The following is a 17697-nucleotide window of genomic DNA, read 5'->3' as shown; positions in this document are numbered from 1 at the left end:
GATTGGCTATGCTTTTTTTGTAAATTTGGGTTAGCATTTGATTATTATAAATAACCTCTACATGAAATTTGTAGCTCCACTCACTCTATTGTTTTTATCGTTTGTTTCTGTTGGTCAGATAAGCATAACATTTCCAATGGAAAAAGCGGTCTTCCAAAGAAATCAAAATAACACTTCTAATATTTATATAGCGGGAAGCTATACGTCAAATATTTCTTCTGCCGAAGCTCGCTTTATAAACGCCACAAATAGTCAGGTTGTTATTGACTGGACAACCTTCACCACTAACATTAACGGGGGAATTTTTAGTGGGTATGTAGCTAATGTTCCTGGGGGTTGGTATATTGTGGAAGTTAGAGGAAAATTGGGAACGAATATTATTGGCACAGCGACCATTAATCGACTTGGTGTAGGTGAGGTATTCTTGATTGCTGGCCAATCAAATGCACAAGGGAGAGAGGGTAATTGGAGTGAAGTTGGAGCTAACGATGAGCGTGTACTAACCCACAACGAATTATCATGGTATGATATTTCAATTCAGCAGTGTGATAAAAAAACACCTAATTATCCTTCTTTCACTCAGATATTTAGCAATGGTGGTACTCGAAGTTTTTTATCGAAGACAGGTTTCAATCCTTGGTGCTACGGAAAACTGGGTGATAATTTAACAGCAAAATTAGGTGTTCCTATAGTTTTTTTTAATGCTGGGGCAACAAACACCACATCATATAACTGGAAAGAAAGCTCAGACGGTCAACCAACACAAAACTTTTTTGACCCATTGCAATTTAGTTATTGTAATGCGGTTGGAGTTCCTTATTCTGGATTAGAAAGAACAATTAATTATTACGCTTCAATATTTGGTGTAAGAGCAATTTTATGGCATCAAGGTGAAACTGATAATAATGCAAATACTTCGGAATCCAATTATTATTCAAATATAAATCATATTATAAATAAAACTCGTTCAGAATTAGGTAATATACCTTGGGTCATTTCTCGTGCTTCTGTCAATAATAAAAATGCAAATGGTGGTGCAGGAAACCCAAACTATAATATTATTAATGCACAAAATTCATTGGTTAATAGTAGCAATAAGGTTTACCCAGGGCCTTCAACCGATGATATTTTGGGTTCCAATCGTTTGGATGAAGTTCACTTTTACGGTGCAGGGCTTATAGAATTGGCTAACAGATGGGATGCTGCATTAAGCAATGATTTTTTCAATGATGCAACCCCAATCACAGCAAAAGTTTTTCCTCAACTATCGGTAAGTTGTCATTCAGCAACTGAACTCCGAATTACAGCTCCATCGGGCTATAATTCATACAAATGGGTACGTATTGATTCTGGAAATGAGGATTATGAAGATGCTACCGAAGCCACCTCCCAATTTATTGACCGTTCATCTGGTACGTATCGTTGCTATGTAACAGATGCTCAAGGAAATATTACTTTTACACAGCCAGTGACAGTTCAGAATGTTGGTTCGCAATGCAGTTGTGTAGGTATAACTACTTGCTCGGGAGTTACTTATTTATCAGATGTAGCGGCTTGTAGCACATCAAATGGTTGGGGTCCAATAGAAATGGATAAAAGTAATGGAGAAAATGGAGCAGGTGATGGAACAACTCTTAAAATAAGAGGAACAAGTTTTTCAAAAGGCATAGGTACGCATGCAAATTCAACAATTATTTACAGGCTAAATAACAATTTCGGCAGATTTATTTCTTCGATTGGCATTGATGATGAGGTTGCCTCCGCAAGTCAAGGAGCAACCGTAATTTTTAAGGTTTATAAAGACAATCAATTAACATATACAAGTGGCACCCTCAATAAAAATAGTTCGATCGTAAAAATCAATTTAGATGTTGCGGGGGTAAATGAACTCAAACTCGAAGTCAATGATGCTGGCGATAATAACTTTGCCGACCATGCCAACTGGGCAAATGCTCGATTGCATTGTGTAGATAGCCAAGCTCCCTCCGCACCTACTTCATTAGTTGAAAGCCTACTTTCTCAAAACTGTGTAACACTTTCATGGAATGCTTCTACCGATAATATGGAGGTAGAAAAATATAATATCTACCAAGATGGAGCTTTAATTGGTAGTGTTGAAGCACCAATAACAACTTTCAAAATAACTGGACTCAATCAGTTGTATTATTATACATTTGTAGTAAAAGCAGTTGATTATTCAGGTAATATTTCAAACCAAAGTAATTTGGTAGAAATTGTTACATTACAAAATTTAATCATATCAAACTCCAATAAAATCATCAATAAAGGCCAATCAAGTTCATTACTGGCTTTTGGTTGTTTTGGAGGAACCGTTACATGGTCAAACGGCTCATCGGTAAATCCATTAGTAGTTAGTCCAACAGACACAACAATTTACAGCGTTACATGCAAAGTTGGCGATTGTACGAGTGCAGCCACCCAAGATACTGTTAAAGTTATTCCAGACTGCAAAAGTATCTATTCTTTAGTAAAAAATAAAGATAACTATACTGGTGCAAGCACATCCCTGACTTTCAACGCCTCACAAACTATTTCAGCTACAAATATTATTTCCTCAAGTGCGAAAGTAAATTACAATGCTGCCAAATCAGTAACACTACTTCCTGGATTTTCTGTAGATTCAGGAACTGTATTTAGAGCAAATATTGCTGGTTGTCCAAGCACGCCGAGTCTTCCAACTTCAGCTGCTGACAATTTGGAAGTTGTACCAATAATTGAGACAAAATTAAGACCATCAAGGAAATTGACACAATAATTCTCTGACAATCTGTCAGTATTTGCTGCCAAATTTATGCTTGGCATTTCAATTGTTGAGATAAATAATTGAAATAAATTGATTAAAAATACTGACACAAAAAACATGGGAAAAATTATTGGAATTGACTTAGGAACAACAAACTCGTGCGTTGCTGTGATGGAAGGAAACGAGCCAGTTGTTATTGCAAACAGCGAAGGTGCTCGTACGACCCCTTCGATTGTAGCATTTTTAGAGAATGGAGAAAAGAAAATTGGAGCACCTGCCAAACGTCAAGCTATCACTAATCCTAAAAATACGATTTCTTCTATCAAACGTTTTATGGGAAAACGTTTTACAGAAGTTGGAAGTGAATTAAAAACAATTGCTTATGATGTTGAACAAGGAGCAAATAATACTCCACGTGTACGCATCGGCGATAGACTATATACTCCACAAGAAATTTCGGCATCTATTCTTCAAAAAATGAAGCAAACTGCCGAAGACTATCTTGGCACAACTATTACAGAGGCTGTTATCACTGTTCCAGCATACTTTAACGATGCAGAGCGTCAAGCAACTAAAGAAGCGGGTACAATCGCTGGTTTAGATGTAAAACGTATCATCAACGAACCAACGGCTGCGGCCTTGGCGTATGGTCTCGACAAGCAAGGTAAGGATATTACAGTTGCGGTCTTTGACTTAGGTGGTGGTACTTTCGACGTTTCGATTCTTGAATTGGGCGATGGTGTATTTGAAGTAAAATCAACTGATGGTGATACTCACCTCGGTGGTGATGACTTTGACCAAGTAATTATCGAATGGTTGGCAGAAGAATTTAAAAAAGATGAAGGTATTGACCTCCGTCAAGACGCAATGGCTTTACAACGCTTGAAAGAAGCAGCTGAAAGAGCTAAAATCGAACTTTCGAGTTCAGCACAAACTGAAATCAACTTGCCTTACATCTTCCCTGTAAACGGAATTCCGAAACACTTGGTAAGAAACTTGTCAAGAGCGAAATTTGAACAATTGGCCGATAGCTTGATTCAACGTGCAATGGAACCATGTAAGCGTGCCATGAAAAATGCAGGCTTGAATATCAGTGATATTGATGAAGTTATCTTAGTTGGTGGTTCGACTCGTATCCCTAAGGTTCAAGAAGAAGTTGAGAAATTCTTTGGAAAGAAACCATCGAAAAATGTAAACCCTGATGAAGCTGTTGCTATCGGTGCGGCAGTTCAAGGTGGCGTTTTGACTGGTGAAGTAAAAGATATTTTATTGCTTGACGTTATTCCATTATCACTTGGTATCGAAACTTTGGGTGGTGTATTCACAAAAATGATTGAATCGAACACAACGATTCCAACCAAAAAAACTGAAACATTCTCAACAGCGGCTGATAACCAACCATCGGTTGAGTTACACATCCTGCAAGGTGAACGCCCAATGGCTACGCAAAACCGTACTCTCGGACGCTTCCACTTAGATGGTATTCCACCAGCACCACGTGGCGTGCCTCAAGTAGAAGTAATGTTTGATGTTGATGCTAACGGTATCTTGAACGTTACGGCTAAAGATAAAGGAACAGGCAAAGAGCAAAAAATCAGAATTGAAGCATCTTCGGGCTTATCTGACGCAGAAATCCAAAAAATGCGTGATGAAGCAAAAGCAAACGAAGAAGCCGACAAAGCTGAAAAAGAAAAAGTAGAGAAAGTAAATGCGGCTGATACCATGATTTTCCAAACTGAAAAACAGTTGAAAGAATATGGTGACAAACTTTCAGAAGGCAACAAATCTGCAATTGAAGGTGCACTAACTGAATTGAGAGCCGCTCATGGCACGAAAGATTTAGCTGCGATTGATTCTGCAATGGAAAAAATCAATGCGGCATGGCAGGCTGCTTCGCAAGAAATGTATGCTGCTGGTGCAACTCCGGGAGCAGACAGTGGCCAACAAGCAGGTGGTAGCACTGCAACTGCTGATGAAGGTGTAACTGACGTAAACTTTGAAGAAGTAAAATAATTTCTTCAAGAATTCATACAAAAGCCCCCTTTTCGAGAGAATTGGGGGCTTTATTTATATCTGATGATAATACTTTTTATAGAAAATAAGTGTTGACAACACCAAATAAGCAAGGCCAACAATAGGACTAAGTCCGAATTGTATCAATACTATACCAACGAAAAGTAAAATAAATATCTTGTATAAAAATGATTTCATATTCAGAGAAATCATTAATAGTAAGGACTTTAAGAATAAACAAGTAGCAACAAGAATAAAGAAACTATTCAAGAAAACTGCCCAATTGAAAAGTAACTTTAGTGCAATTATTTCGGGTAAAACTAAGATGATAATAGTTAAAATCCATTGCGAAAATGTAGTGGAAAGTTTGGTTGGAAAATTCAAAATAAAACTTAAATATTGACGTTCGAAACGATAAATTTCAAAAATCAAGGCTGCATTCGATAAAGCTATAAACAATGTAATAAATGCCCCCAAAGCAGATTGATTAAAATCTGATAATAATTCAGTCAACCCAAATATAAGTAAGACAGCAAAAAACTTACTAATCAAAAAAGTAAGCAAATGCTTATCAAAAATTTGAACAAACGTAATCATCAGCAGATTTTTCTTCCATTTTTTTATAAATTTCAGCAATAAACCACCATTGTAAGCCTTAATGGGTGTATTTATGAGATGTATGTAAGATAAAGCACAAAGTAAACTTACACCAAATACAAAGCAAAGAAAAATCATCGGCAACAGATAATAACCATACACAAAGCCAACGATTATTGAAAAAATAATATAGAGAATAATTGGAAAAGAAATGAGTAATTGGGTAATAAACCAACTTTTTAGCTGCTCAGACTTACTTAAAGAATTGGCACTATAAAACAAAAAAAAGTTGCTCGGTAAACAGATTTGTGCTGAAATATAGTTGTAACCTTTGAGCGTAAAAATCAGAAAAACGAACATCATCAAAACCGCCAAAATTGGTGAGCTAATGATGGTCAAAATAAAACTCAGGTTATAGAAAATAGTTTCTTGTGTAGTTATGTGGTCATCGCTAAGTACCTGAATATAAAACAGATAAGTCAGAATTGTTCCAAATAAAAACAATAACTGACCTGAATGAATTTTATAAAAACCTTTAACAAAAATTTTGTAGAGAATTTGTGTAAGAGCCATCAGAGTTAAGCAAAATTAAGCGTTCGATTTTCAACTAAAAGTGTTTTCGTGGCAATTCCACTATCAAAACTCAATGGTTGATGCGATGAAATCAAGAAACTGACACCATCTTCCACAAATTTCTTTTCAATCCATTTATACAAAATCTTTAGCGAATCGGTGTCAAGCGTGATTAAAGGTTCGTCCAGCATAATCAATTGGGGTTTCCCAAGAAAAGCTAAAACTATTGATAATTTCTTAAGCATTCCACTTGAATACGCTCCTACTGGTTCATTGATGTAGGTTTGCATTTTCATATCGCTCAAACAAATTTCACTTTGAAAATCAGGTGCATTTTTGGCTTCCACAAAAAGATTGATTAAATCTTTGCCAGTTAGAAACTCAGGAAAAAGTGGCTCAGCTTCAGCAAAATTGACCATTTTTCTAAACTCAACTGTTTGTTTTTGCAAATTTAGGCTTTGATTGAGCACAATATTTCCTTCAAAATCAATAATTCCAGCAATAGACTTAAAGAGCGTACTTTTCCCAGAACCATTCTCCCCCTTAACCCAATAAATGCCAGATTCAAGTGTTAAATCATTAATATTTAGCACTTCAACTGCTCCAAAGGCTTTTCGATAATTAGTGAAGGATAATTGCATACAACAAAAAAGCGAAGGTTTATTTGTTCAAAAATAAATCTTCGCTTCAAGAACTTTATATAAAATGTGTTAATCGGCTTTTGTAAACTTTGAAGTACGACCAATTATCGAAATTCCGATAAAACCACGTATATCTAATTGAGTTGGACTAACCAATGTCATTTTACACGAATATGTTTTTCCATTATTAGGGTCATAAACTTCACCATCATCCCAAGTCCCTTTTCCCGATACCTTAAAATTTCTTAGATTTGTCAAACCCACAAGTGGTCGAGTTCTTAGTTTTACATCGGGGTTCTCTTTATCAACTCTCGGCTTTCCATTCTCGTTTGGCTCTTTAATCCAAACAATTTTGCCATTGATTTTATCTCCCTGCTTGTAGAATTGTATTTTCCCCGTTTTTTCCTCATTATACCAAGTGCCTTGTGTAATATCTTGTGCATAAGAAAAAACAGAAACAAGTAAGAATGCTATGATTGACAATGTTTTTTTCATAGGATTAGGTTATTGATTTTTTATGTTTAAAAAGTGTAACTATTGGATAGAGTGTAAAAGCAATTAAGAACCCGATTAAGCCCCCAAACAAAATATCGGTCGGAAAGTGAACGCCCACATAAATACGACTATATGATACAATTATTGCCCAAATCGACAAAAAAAGCAGCATTTTTGTTTCAACTTTATGTGTTTTGAACAAAATAAACAGTGCTGCAACCAAAGCAAAACAATTGGAAGCATGGCTCGAAGCAAAACCATATTGTCCGCCGCAATTGCCAACCACATGCACAATGTGCTGAATCATGGGGTCATGGCATGGCCTCAAACGTTGAAAATAGGGTTTCATTAATCCTGACGTAATTCTATCTGCTAACCCTACCGAAATTAGCACAAAGAGCAGACTTCTTACAAAATCTTGTCTGATATTTTTATACAAAAAGTAGATAATGAATACGTAAAGTGGCACCCATGTAAAACGATATGTCACCCAAAACATAACAGTATCCCAAAATGGAGAATGATAGCTATTAAGCCACAAAAACCACTCATATTCAGCGTATTTGATTGTTTCAATCATCTTATAAATAACCTAAAACACCTCTTACATCATTGATTGTCTTTTCGGCAATTTCACGAGCTTTGGCTTCGCCATGTTTTAATTTTGCTTCTAAAGCATCATTGTTTTCCATGTAGTAATTAAAAATCTCTCTTTCTTTTTCAAATTTCTTCCACAAAACTTCAAATAAAGCCTGTTTTGCATGGCCATAGCCGAAGCCGCCTGCTAAATATTTTTGACGCATATCTTCAATTTCGTGGGGTTCGGCAACCAACGAAAATAACTTAAAAGTTACATCCGTATCAGGATTCTTAGGTTCTTCGAGTGGCGTACTATCAGAAATTATTGACTTTATTGCTTTCAACAAAGGTTTTTCAGCCAAGAAAATATTGATAAAATTATTGTAAGATTTACTCATTTTCGTGCCATCAGTCCCAGGAATCACCATAACTGTTTCATCAATCAATGGTTCAGGTAATGTCAGAACTTCTCCATAAGTACGATTAAAAATAGCGGCAATATCTTTCGACATTTCGAGATGTTGGCGTTGGTCCTTGCCGACTGGAACAAAATTAGCTCCATAAAGCACTATATCGGCCGCTTGCAAAACTGGATACGTGAAAAGTCCAGCGTTTACATCAGAAAGCCTGTCTGATTTATCTTTGAACGAGTGAGCATTCGCCAGCATCGGATATGGCGTTTGACAATTCAAATACCACATCAATTCAGTATGATAACCAGCCAAACGAGATTGACGATAGAAAAAATTCTTTTCGGCATCAAATCCACACGCCAACCACGCAGCCGCAACCGCACGGGTATTTTCTTGCATTATCTTTGCATCTTTGATGGTGGTCATTGAGTGCAGATCTGCGATAAACAAAAAAGATTCGTTCTGTGGATTTTGAGATAACTTTATTGCAGGCAAAATTGCTCCTAAAATATTTCCGAGATGTGGTACACCACTTGCTTGTATGCCTGTTAAAATTCTTGCCATAATTTCTGAATAATGATAAAAATAATGTAATTTTCCACAAAAATAGACAAAAATATCAATGCTTAGCCATCATTCACTCCAATTTTTAAGAAACTTAGAACAAAATAATAATCGAGAATGGTTTCATGCAAATCGCAAAGATTATGACCAAACAAAAGAAGAATTTGAGAATTTATGCCAAGAAATTTTGACTGGAATTGCTCAGTTTCAAGAAAATTTACTTAACACGACTGTTAAAAGTTGCATTTTACGGATCAATCGAGATATTCGGTTTTCGGCTGATAAATCTCCTTATAAAAAATACTTGGCAGCGGGTTTTGGCCCAGGTGGAAAGAGTTCGGGAAAAGTCGATTTCTATTTGCACATTCAACCTAATGGAGAATCATTTCTGGGTGGAGGCATGTGGGCTGCAACATCTTCTCAACTTGCAAGTTTCAGACAGGAAATTGATTATAGCCCACATATCCTTAAAAGCATCATCGAAGATGGTATTTTTAAGCATTATTTCAACGAAATTCACGGTGAAAAAGTAAAGAAGATGCCCAAAGGTTATGCCATCGACCATCCAGAAATCGAGTTACTGAAGTATAAACAACTTTTCTTTGTCCATAAATATTCTGATGATGAATTATTGGGCAAAACCTTTGCAAAAGAAGTAATAAATGGCTGCCAAATACTAAAACCATATCTTGACTATATAAATAATTTATTTTATGGAGAAGAAATTTAAACCTTTTTCAATAAGTATTGTCAATAGTAAAAACCTAATCTAAATTATGAGTCAACATTACTCTCAAGCAGCTATTCAAGGAAGTATTGACGAGTATAAGGGTGAATGGAAAACCACTCAAATAAGTCATTTGTTAAAACGTACAATGTTTGGTGCAAGCCCTGATGACATTGCCTACTTTCAGAAAAAGACTATAAAGCAGAGTATTGATGAGCTTTTGGCATCCCTACCCGACCCCGAACCACCATTAAATTTTTATGAAACTGCCGATTATAAAGATCCACAGGGTATCAAATTTGGTGAAACTTGGGTAAAAGCGATTTATGGCGATGGAACAGTCAATTCGAGGCGAAGAGCGTCATATAAATATTGGTGGGTGATGCAAATGGCCAATCAGAAGCGAAATATCCATGAAAAAATGGTCTTATTTTGGCACAATCATTTTGCCACCGAAATCAATGAATTTAACGATGCTCGGTTTGCCTATCTCCACAATACAGTACTCCGAAAATATGCACTGGGGAATTTCAAAGAGTTTGTAAAGCAGATAACGCTTGACCCCGCCATGCTTCGCTATTTGAATGGCCGATTGAATACTAAAAATGCTCCCGATGAAAATTATGCCCGTGAGTTGCAGGAGCTTTTTACATTAGGAAAAGGAAGTGGCTCAAAATATACAGAAGATGATGTAAAAGCTGCAGCAAGAGTGCTTACGGGTATTGGTATTAATAACGACCGAATGGTGTATAATTTTAATGTAGCAAACCACGATATAACTGATAAAAAATTCTCGTCTTTCTACAATAATACTGTCATAAAAGGCATAAATAATGCAACCGGCATTCAAGAATTAGATGAGATGCTTACTATGATTTTTGCGGTCGAGGAAGTCAGTAAATTTATATGCAGAAAATTTTATCAGTTTTTTGTATATTATGACATTACTCCTGCGGTTGAAAAAGACATCATCGAGCCGTTAGCAAAAATCTTTAGAGATAGTAAATACGAGATTAAACCTGTAATTGAAAAACTACTTAAAAGTCAACATTTCTTTGATGCAAACGTATATGGTGCAATGATAAAAAGTCCACTGGATTTGGTTGTAGGAACAATAAGAGAATTTAGTGTGGTCTTTCCTTCTCCAAAAGATTATTTGCAAGAATATTATAATTTATTCGGAGAAATGGTTCGTCAAGGGCAAATTATGCAACAAGATATCGGCGACCCACCGAATGTTGCGGGTTGGCCAGCATATTATCAAGAACCCATGTTTTATGAAATTTGGATAAATTCGGATACCTACCCAAAACGCAACCAATTTACCGACACCTTTATCAATTCAGGTTTTACTAAAAATGGTAGACGCATTCAGCTTGATGTGGTTGCTTTTGCCAAAAAAATGCCTGTACCTAACGACCCAAATAAGCTTATCAGCGATTCTTTGAATATTTTGTATAAAATCCCAGTTAGTGACGAACTTGTGCAACAAGTCAAGAAAGATATTCTTTTAAGTGGGCAATCGAGTGATTATTATTGGACAGAACTATGGGATGCCATGATTAGTAAACCCAACGATACCAATACACTGAATATGGTAACAACTCGACTCCGAAATCTATTCAAATATCTTTTGGCATTACCTGAATATCAGTTAAGTTGACAAACTGTCAAACAAAACACTCTTTTAAAATTATTGGGATTCTATGAAGCGGAGAGATTTTATACAAAATACTTTTGCAGGTGTTGTAATGCCTGCTCTACTAAATGGTCTTTCTTTCAAAGCCTTTGGAAACGTAGATGAAAATGCCATTGGTGATGAAAACGTATTGGTCGTTGTTCAACTTTCGGGTGGAAATGATGGTTTGAATACCGTTATTCCGATTGATAAGTATAGTCTTTATCAAAACGCCAGAACAAATATTGCTATTCCGAAGGAAAAGCTTCTATTGATTCCTCAGACAGATACGCTCGGATTGAATCCTGCAATGACCTCCTTCCAAACTATGTTTAAGGAAGGCAAAGCAGCCTTGATTCAGAGTGCGGGCTATCCAAACCCTAATTTCTCACACTTCAGGGCAACAGATATTTGGAATTCTGCCTCGGACTCGAATGTTTTTGTAAATAATGGTTGGGCGGGAAGATATTTGGCCATTGAAAACCCCAATTATCCGACTGGATACCCAAGTACCAAATATCCTGACCCCTTGGCCATTCAGATTGGTTCTGTAGTAAATACCGCACTTCAAGGGCCCGTACAATCTATGGGAACGGCCATTTCAAACCCCACGAGTTTTTATAATTTAATCTCAAATAAAGTAGAATCAACTCCAAATACATTGGCGGGCAAAGAGTTAAAGTTTTTGCGAGAAGTAGCCAATCAGACTAATCTTTATGCAAATTCAATAAAAGCAGCGGCAGCGAAAGTAACCAAGCAAGCAACCTACCCAAATACAAGTTTGGCGAACCAATTAAAGATTGTTGCTCAATTGATTGCAGGCGGTCTTAAAACCAAAGTTTACTATGTAAGTATTGGTGGTTTTGATACGCACAGCAACCAAGTAAATACAAGTGATACGACCACAGGCACACACGCCAACCTTTGGAAAACGGTAAGCGATGCGATCAAAGCTTTTTCGGATGATATTACTGCTCTTGGCGTATCGAAAAAAGTATTAGGAGTAACATATTCTGAGTTTGGTCGCCGAGTGAAATCGAATGCCAGTGGTGGAACTGACCATGGTGCAGCGGCTCCGATGTTTATGTTTGGCGATTTGGTAAACCCAATTGTACTCGGAAAATCTCCCGATATCGCTGCCTCACCAAATACCAACGATAATCTTACGATGCAATATGATTTTCGTTCAGTTTATGCTTCGATTCTTACTCAATGGTTTTGTCTCGACCAAGCTTATGTTGATGATGTTTTACTCAAAGACTTTCAGCCTCTACCACTTGTACAAGTACAAGCTTGTGGCAAAATTACTGCTAATGAGCCAATTAGAACAAGCGAAGAGCTAATCAGTAATTATCCGAACCCTTTTACAGATTCAACAACATTGACCTTTCAGACTAAAGGCGGACATACAATGATTCAGATTTTCGATAATATTGGTCGTGTTATAGCTGTGCCAGTTGATGGCGATTTTGACCCTGGTAGTCACGAAGTGTTTGTTGATACAAGAGACTTCAACAGCGGGATGTACTTTGCTCGCCTACAAAACGGACAAATTCAACAAGTGAGACGCATGGCTAAATAAACAAGTATGATTTAAAATTAACGATTTCAAGATATAGATTGCAGATTTTCAAAAGACTCCAGCCTCTATCATTTTTGAAATCGTTAATCATTAGCAGACTATCATAATACTCTAACTAAAAAAGTCAACGAGCTATCCTCAACCAAATCTTCATTCAATACAACTCAAAATTACCTCACAAGCAAGTCTGATCTGTTCTTCGGTAATGATTAAAGGCGGTGCTATTCGCATAGAATTATCACAGTATAAAAACCAATCTGTAATTACGCCTTTTTCGATGGCTCGGTCGATGATTGGTTTCAATACTTCAAAACTTTCAAATTCTACAGCCAGCATTAAACCTTTACCTCTTACTTCTTTTATTTTTTCGTGAACCAATAGTTTTTTGAATAACTGAGATTTTTGTTCAATCAAATTACATTCAATCGAACGACAACTTGATTGAATACAGTCAAACTTACAACTTTTGGGGTTATATAACATATTTTCCTCAAAAATTGCATTTAAAGTTGCCAATGATGCAGCACAACTCACAGGATGTCCACCAAAAGTTGTGATATGCCCCAAGATTGGGTTATCTTTTAAAACTCCCATTATTTCGTGCGAAGCGATAAATGCACCAATTGGCATTCCACCGCCCATGCCTTTGGCACAAAGTAAAATATCAGGCTTAACATCAAAATATTCAAACGCCCAAAACTTTCCAGTTCGACCAAAACCAGACTGTATCTCATCAAAAACTAATAAAGCACCAACTTCATCACAGCGTTTGCGGAGAGCCTGTAAATATTCATAGTTTGCCTCCTGTACACCAGATTCACCACCAATTGGTTCAAAGAATACAGCGGCAGTGCGATTAGTTATTTTTTCTAAATCGGCAAAATTGTTTCTTTCAATTTTATCTATTGAAGAAAGGAGCGGGCGAAAATTACGCTTAAAATGCTCATCTCCCAACGATAATGCTCCTTGGGTTGAGCCATGATAGGCTTTTGTACAAGAAACAATATTGGTTCTTCTGGTAAATCGTTTGGCCAATTTCATAGCTCCTTCAACGGCTTCTGTACCAGAATTTGTGAAATAGACATTATTCAACCCAGTGCCAAGCAATGTTTTGCAGATTGCTTCCGCCAAATTTACTTGTGGAGTTTGCACATATTCACCATAAACCATCAAATGCATGTAACAATCTACTTGATTTTTAATGGCCTCCACTACTTTTGGGTGTCGGTGTCCAACATTACTAACGGCAATTCCTGATATTAAATCAATGTATTTTCTTGTTTCACTGTATAAATAAATACCTTCTGCTTTCTGGATTTCAAGGGCAAGCGGAAAGTCGGAGGTTTGAGCAACATTCTGAAGAAAAAGTTGTCGAGTTGTCATAAAGTTTATTCTAATTTTCTTACAAATTTGGCATAAAAAAAACTCGCATGCAAAGCCCACGAGTTTTAAGTACTAACCTATTATTTATGAGTCGTTAATTACTCCGAAACTAAAATGCACATTAAGTCAATCTCCACATCCAACAACTTACTAATTTTAAAAGCAGTATTATTGCTTTTTTTCTTGATTAATAATCTATAACACGAAAATAATAGATAATTTATAAGCCACAACACACATGAGACAAAATGCCCAATTCTTGCGACTACCATTATTTACTGCCTATTCTTCGCAATAACTCATCAGAAAACTGTTCACTCACAGGTATTAGATGAGTACCAATACTAATTTTTAGGTTTCTAATTGATTCTATTTTATTCAAAGAAACAATGTATGATTTATGTACTCGCATGAATGGCATTGTGGCAAATTTCTCTTCAATACTCTTCATTGTCATACGTGTAATGATTGGTCGAGGCTGTGTACTTATATAAATTTTTATATAATCTTTCAAACCTTCGATATATAAAATATCAGCAAACTTTACTTTTACTAACGAATATTCTGCATTTACAAAAAAGTGTTCTTCCTGTAAAACCTTTGGCGTTTGGGCATTCTCTTTTAATAAAAACAGTTCATTTGCCCGATTACAAGCCTTTAAAAAACGCTCAAAAGAAACAGGTTTTAGCAAGTAGTCAATCACATTCAAGTCAAATCCGTCGAGTGCAAATTGGTCATAGGCAGTGATAAAAATTACCATAGGATTTGAAACCATACTCTTCACAAACTGTACACCTGTAATACCAGGCATTTGAATATCCAGAAAAATCAAATCTATATTTCGATTTTCTGCCTTTTCTTTTTGAATGAGTTCAATTGCTTCGAAAGCATTCTTACATCTACCGACAAATTCGAGATAAGGCACTTGAGTAATATTATCTTCCAATAAATCAAGTGCTAAGGGTTCATCATCAACCGCAATACAACGCATATTTTTTAAAAGCGACACCGCTCGTTTTGATTAATAATAGGTTTTGAATTCTAAAAATCTATAAACCTTAAAAAAGCAATTTACATCTTCCAAAGAGTAAAGATTTATAAAAAATAATACTTTTTTATCTTTAGTAACGCAATCTATTTGAAATTTAGTTTCAGATTAGTGGTATAAAGATTTTCAGATTCACTTACATTGAGTATATACTTATTTGGATAAAGCAACTCTAATCGACGTTTAACGTTATTCAGGCCAATACCTGATGCTCCATCTTTCACTTCTTTGCTATCGCTACTAAATTTATTGGTAACTTTAAAACGAAGTTCTTCAGTATTGGTTTCTAATTCTATCTTAATGAAAGGATTCTCAATTAGTCCGACACCATGTTTGAAGGCATTTTCAACAAATGGAATTAGTAACATAGGCTCTATACTTTTGCTCGAATCTGAAGAATTCACATCAAAATCTATCTTTACATAATCGCCAAATCTTACTTTTTGTAGGTCAATGTAATTTGATAGATATTTTACTTCATTTTCGAGTGAAATACGCTTATCATCTTTTTCGTAGAGCATGTAACGTAACAAATCTGCCATTTTTAATAAAACAGGCTCAACCAAGTTTGATTTCTTTCGATTTAGCGAAACCAAACTATTCATCAGATTAAACATAAAATGCGGTGAAATCTGAGAACGTAAAAATGATAGTTCCGATTTTAAGCGTTCATTTTCATTTTCACGTTGAATTTCTTGTTGTTTTTGATAGTCTGAAAAAAAGCAGTATGATGCACTAATTCCAAAGACATATAAGTACTGAATGAAAGCATTTACGTAAAACAAGCTTTTGTTGATGTCGTTTCCGACAAAAGTAATTCTCACAAAAAAACGGCCCCAAAGTAAAACTAAAATTACAGCAATCAGACTTAAAAAGTAACGAATAGGCTGTTTTTTGTAGATTTTTGGAAACAAAACCTCTGAGTTTGTATAAAACAAAATAATTGACGTGATTGAAACATACAACCAATAAGTTGTATTAGTATATGGATTTACTCGGCTTCTTGTTGAATCATTTTGAAAAGCATTGAGTAAAGGTAATGCTGTATATCCTATCCACATAATAATGTGTAAGAATATATAAAGAAATCGGTTTTTAAACATTGTTGATAGTATAGAGTAAGGTAAGTTAGTAAGTGTTCAGTACAATTATAAAAAATATTGACAAAAGTCATATTTTTATAAGATAAACCATTTGGAAGTTGAGACTTAGTGAGGCTATTAAGCGACAAAAGCCATCGAAAACGAAGGCTTTTGTGGATTTTTAATATTATACATTTTTATCTTCAACAAACCTAACACTTAGAGCTGCTAAAAGAAAACAGACGCCTCCTCCGACTACCGCAAAAATAGCTTGATTATTATAAATATTCTTGACGATTGGTCCACCAATAATTCCATTGATAATTTGTGGAATAGTTATGAAGAAATTGAAAATACCCATATAAATCCCCATTTTCTTGGCGGGAATTGAACCTGCCAGAATAGCATAAGGCATTGCCAAAATACTCGCCCAAGCAAACCCAACGCCTACCATTGGTAAAACTAACCAGTGGTAATCACTTATAAAATAGATTGAAATCAAGCTTAAACCACCAATAATCAGGGAATAAGCGTGTGTGTTTTTACGGCCAAATTTTGCAGCCATTTTAGGTAAAAAGAAAGCGTAAACTGCCGAAACAGCATTATAAACACCAAAAATGACTCCAACCCAGTTTCCTGCATCATTATACTTTTCGGAGCTTGAATCGTTTACAGGTAAATCGTAAATATGTTGAGCAATGGCAGGAGTCATAAAAACCCACATTGAAAACAGACCAAACCAAGAAAAAAACTGAACCAAACCGAGTTGTTTCATTGTCGTTGGCATATTACCAAAATCTTTGAAAATATCGAAAAAGCTACCTTTTTCGGTTTCATTCTCTTCTTCCCCCTCAAACTCGGCTTGTTCTTTTGGTGAATATTCAGGCGTTTTTATGATTGTCCAAATAATGCAAGAAAGTAACGAAACTGCACCAATAATGAAAGATAACACCAAACTGAAAGGTATTTGACCAGCTTCGGCTGTTTTTTCAAAGCCAAACCATTCGGTTAATACATAAGGCAACCATGAACCAACAACCGCACCGATTCCGATTAAAACTGTCTGAATCGAAAAACCGAGTGTTTGTTGTGAGGCGTTCAATTTATCGGCAACCAATGCTCTGAATGGCTCCATTGCTACATTAAACGAAGCATCCATTATCATCAGAAAACCTGCACCAACCCACAAAGCTGGCAAAATACTGACGAACATATCGGCATTGGGCATAAGAATCAGACCAATGGATGCCAAAATTGCACCTGTCAAGAAAAATGGTCTTCGGCGTCCCAGCTTTGTCCAAGTTTTATCGCTGTAATGACCAATAATTGGTTGAATAACCATACCCGTAAAAGGTGCTACCAACCAAAACCAAGAGAGATGCTCGACATCAGCCCCGAAAGATTGTAGAATACGACTGGCATTGGCATTTTGGAGGGCAAAACCCATTTGGATTCCCATAAATCCAATACTCATATTCCAGATTTGCCAAAAACTTAAGAGTGGCTTACTTTTTTTAGACGTCATTTTGATAAGTTATAGGTTAAAGTTGAATATATT

General features: G+C 36.0%; 14 protein-coding genes. 5 read left to right on the top strand and 9 right to left on the bottom strand.

Features of this window, described 5'->3' with window-relative positions:
* Positions 1–61 precede the first annotated feature (61 nt).
* Complete coding sequence (locus tag A6M55_RS03050) at positions 62–2776, top strand: NPCBM/NEW2 domain-containing protein (RefSeq protein ID WP_064196408.1); 2715 nt, start codon at positions 62–64, stop codon at positions 2774–2776.
* A 105-nt stretch (positions 2777–2881) separates the two neighbouring features.
* Positions 2882–4777 (top strand): molecular chaperone DnaK, encoded by a 1896-nt coding sequence (dnaK, locus tag A6M55_RS03045; protein WP_064196407.1) that lies wholly within the window; start codon positions 2882–2884, stop codon positions 4775–4777.
* A gap of 54 nt (positions 4778–4831) precedes the next feature.
* Here the strand turns inward: dnaK and A6M55_RS03040 are convergent, their stop codons facing one another.
* From A6M55_RS03040 to trpS, 5 genes are all read right to left on the bottom strand, one after another.
* Positions 4832–5947: a hypothetical protein gene (locus tag A6M55_RS03040; protein ID WP_064196406.1), complete on the bottom strand. Its 1116-nt coding sequence runs from the start codon at positions 5945–5947 to the stop codon at positions 4832–4834.
* Positions 5948–5952: 5 nt separating this feature from the next.
* On the bottom strand, positions 5953–6588 hold the full coding sequence (locus tag A6M55_RS03035) for an ATP-binding cassette domain-containing protein (protein ID WP_064196405.1): 636 nt from the start codon (positions 6586–6588) through the stop codon (positions 5953–5955).
* A gap of 69 nt (positions 6589–6657) precedes the next feature.
* Complete coding sequence (locus A6M55_RS03030; protein WP_064196404.1) at positions 6658–7083, bottom strand: DUF2147 domain-containing protein; 426 nt, start codon at positions 7081–7083, stop codon at positions 6658–6660.
* Positions 7084–7087: 4 nt separating this feature from the next.
* Entirely contained in the window at positions 7088–7663 is a 576-nt protein-coding gene (locus tag A6M55_RS03025) for a phosphatase PAP2 family protein (RefSeq protein WP_064196403.1), read from the bottom strand.
* Position 7664: 1 nt separating this feature from the next.
* The gene (gene trpS / locus A6M55_RS03020; protein WP_064196402.1) at positions 7665–8639 is read right to left on the bottom strand and encodes a tryptophan--tRNA ligase; all 975 of its coding nucleotides are present in this window, start codon (positions 8637–8639) and stop codon (positions 7665–7667) included.
* 58 nt (positions 8640–8697) lie between these two features.
* On the opposite strand from trpS, the gene A6M55_RS03015 reads away from it, so the two are divergent.
* The 3 genes from A6M55_RS03015 to A6M55_RS03005 are packed head-to-tail and all read left to right on the top strand — an operon-like array spanning position 8698 to position 12626.
* Complete coding sequence (locus tag A6M55_RS03015; RefSeq protein ID WP_064196401.1) at positions 8698–9369, top strand: DUF2461 domain-containing protein; 672 nt, start codon at positions 8698–8700, stop codon at positions 9367–9369.
* 46 nt (positions 9370–9415) lie between these two features.
* Positions 9416–11029 (top strand): DUF1800 family protein, encoded by a 1614-nt coding sequence (locus tag A6M55_RS03010; protein WP_082892908.1) that lies wholly within the window; start codon positions 9416–9418, stop codon positions 11027–11029.
* 43 nt (positions 11030–11072) lie between these two features.
* Positions 11073–12626 (top strand): DUF1501 domain-containing protein, encoded by a 1554-nt coding sequence (locus A6M55_RS03005; RefSeq protein WP_064196400.1) that lies wholly within the window; start codon positions 11073–11075, stop codon positions 12624–12626.
* Positions 12627–12776: 150 nt separating this feature from the next.
* On the opposite strand, the gene A6M55_RS03000 is transcribed toward A6M55_RS03005, so the two are convergent.
* The 4 genes from A6M55_RS03000 to A6M55_RS02985 all read right to left on the bottom strand — a co-directional run bounded on the left by A6M55_RS03000 (position 12777) and on the right by A6M55_RS02985 (position 17664).
* Entirely contained in the window at positions 12777–14009 is a 1233-nt protein-coding gene (locus tag A6M55_RS03000; RefSeq protein ID WP_064196399.1) for an aspartate aminotransferase family protein, read from the bottom strand.
* Positions 14010–14280: 271 nt separating this feature from the next.
* Positions 14281–15018: a LytTR family DNA-binding domain-containing protein gene (locus A6M55_RS02995; protein ID WP_305953141.1), complete on the bottom strand. Its 738-nt coding sequence runs from the start codon at positions 15016–15018 to the stop codon at positions 14281–14283.
* A gap of 125 nt (positions 15019–15143) precedes the next feature.
* Entirely contained in the window at positions 15144–16160 is a 1017-nt protein-coding gene (locus tag A6M55_RS02990; RefSeq protein WP_064196397.1) for a sensor histidine kinase, read from the bottom strand.
* 166 nt (positions 16161–16326) lie between these two features.
* A complete protein-coding gene (locus A6M55_RS02985) occupies positions 16327–17664 on the bottom strand; it encodes an MFS transporter (RefSeq protein WP_064196396.1) in 1338 nt (445 codons plus the stop codon).
* Positions 17665–17697: the final 33 nt, after the last annotated feature.

The organism is Emticicia sp. MM, assembly GCF_001649495.1.
The sequence above is the reverse complement of the archived record's forward strand: the minus strand, read 5'-3'. Positions and strand labels throughout refer to the sequence as shown.

Bases quoted from the DNA above. Each gene is read 5' to 3' on its own strand.
- A6M55_RS03025 (WP_064196403.1), bottom strand. From the start codon at position 7,663: ATGATTGAAACAATCAAATACGCTGAATATGAGTGGTTTTTGTGGCTT.
- A6M55_RS03040 (WP_064196406.1), bottom strand. From the start codon at position 5,947: ATGGCTCTTACACAAATTCTCTACAAAATTTTTGTTAAAGGTTTTTAT.
- A6M55_RS03050 (WP_064196408.1), top strand. From the start codon at position 62: ATGAAATTTGTAGCTCCACTCACTCTATTGTTTTTATCGTTTGTTTCT.
- A6M55_RS02990 (WP_064196397.1), bottom strand. From the start codon at position 16,160: ATGTTTAAAAACCGATTTCTTTATATATTCTTACACATTATTATGTGG.
- A6M55_RS02985 (WP_064196396.1), bottom strand. From the start codon at position 17,664: ATGACGTCTAAAAAAAGTAAGCCACTCTTAAGTTTTTGGCAAATCTGG.
- dnaK (WP_064196407.1), top strand. From the start codon at position 2,882: ATGGGAAAAATTATTGGAATTGACTTAGGAACAACAAACTCGTGCGTT.
- A6M55_RS03035 (WP_064196405.1), bottom strand. From the start codon at position 6,588: ATGCAATTATCCTTCACTAATTATCGAAAAGCCTTTGGAGCAGTTGAA.
- A6M55_RS03000 (WP_064196399.1), bottom strand. From the start codon at position 14,009: ATGACAACTCGACAACTTTTTCTTCAGAATGTTGCTCAAACCTCCGAC.
- trpS (WP_064196402.1), bottom strand. From the start codon at position 8,639: ATGGCAAGAATTTTAACAGGCATACAAGCAAGTGGTGTACCACATCTC.
- A6M55_RS03030 (WP_064196404.1), bottom strand. From the start codon at position 7,083: ATGAAAAAAACATTGTCAATCATAGCATTCTTACTTGTTTCTGTTTTT.
- A6M55_RS03005 (WP_064196400.1), top strand. From the start codon at position 11,073: ATGAAGCGGAGAGATTTTATACAAAATACTTTTGCAGGTGTTGTAATG.
- A6M55_RS03010 (WP_082892908.1), top strand. From the start codon at position 9,416: ATGAGTCAACATTACTCTCAAGCAGCTATTCAAGGAAGTATTGACGAG.
- A6M55_RS03015 (WP_064196401.1), top strand. From the start codon at position 8,698: ATGCTTAGCCATCATTCACTCCAATTTTTAAGAAACTTAGAACAAAAT.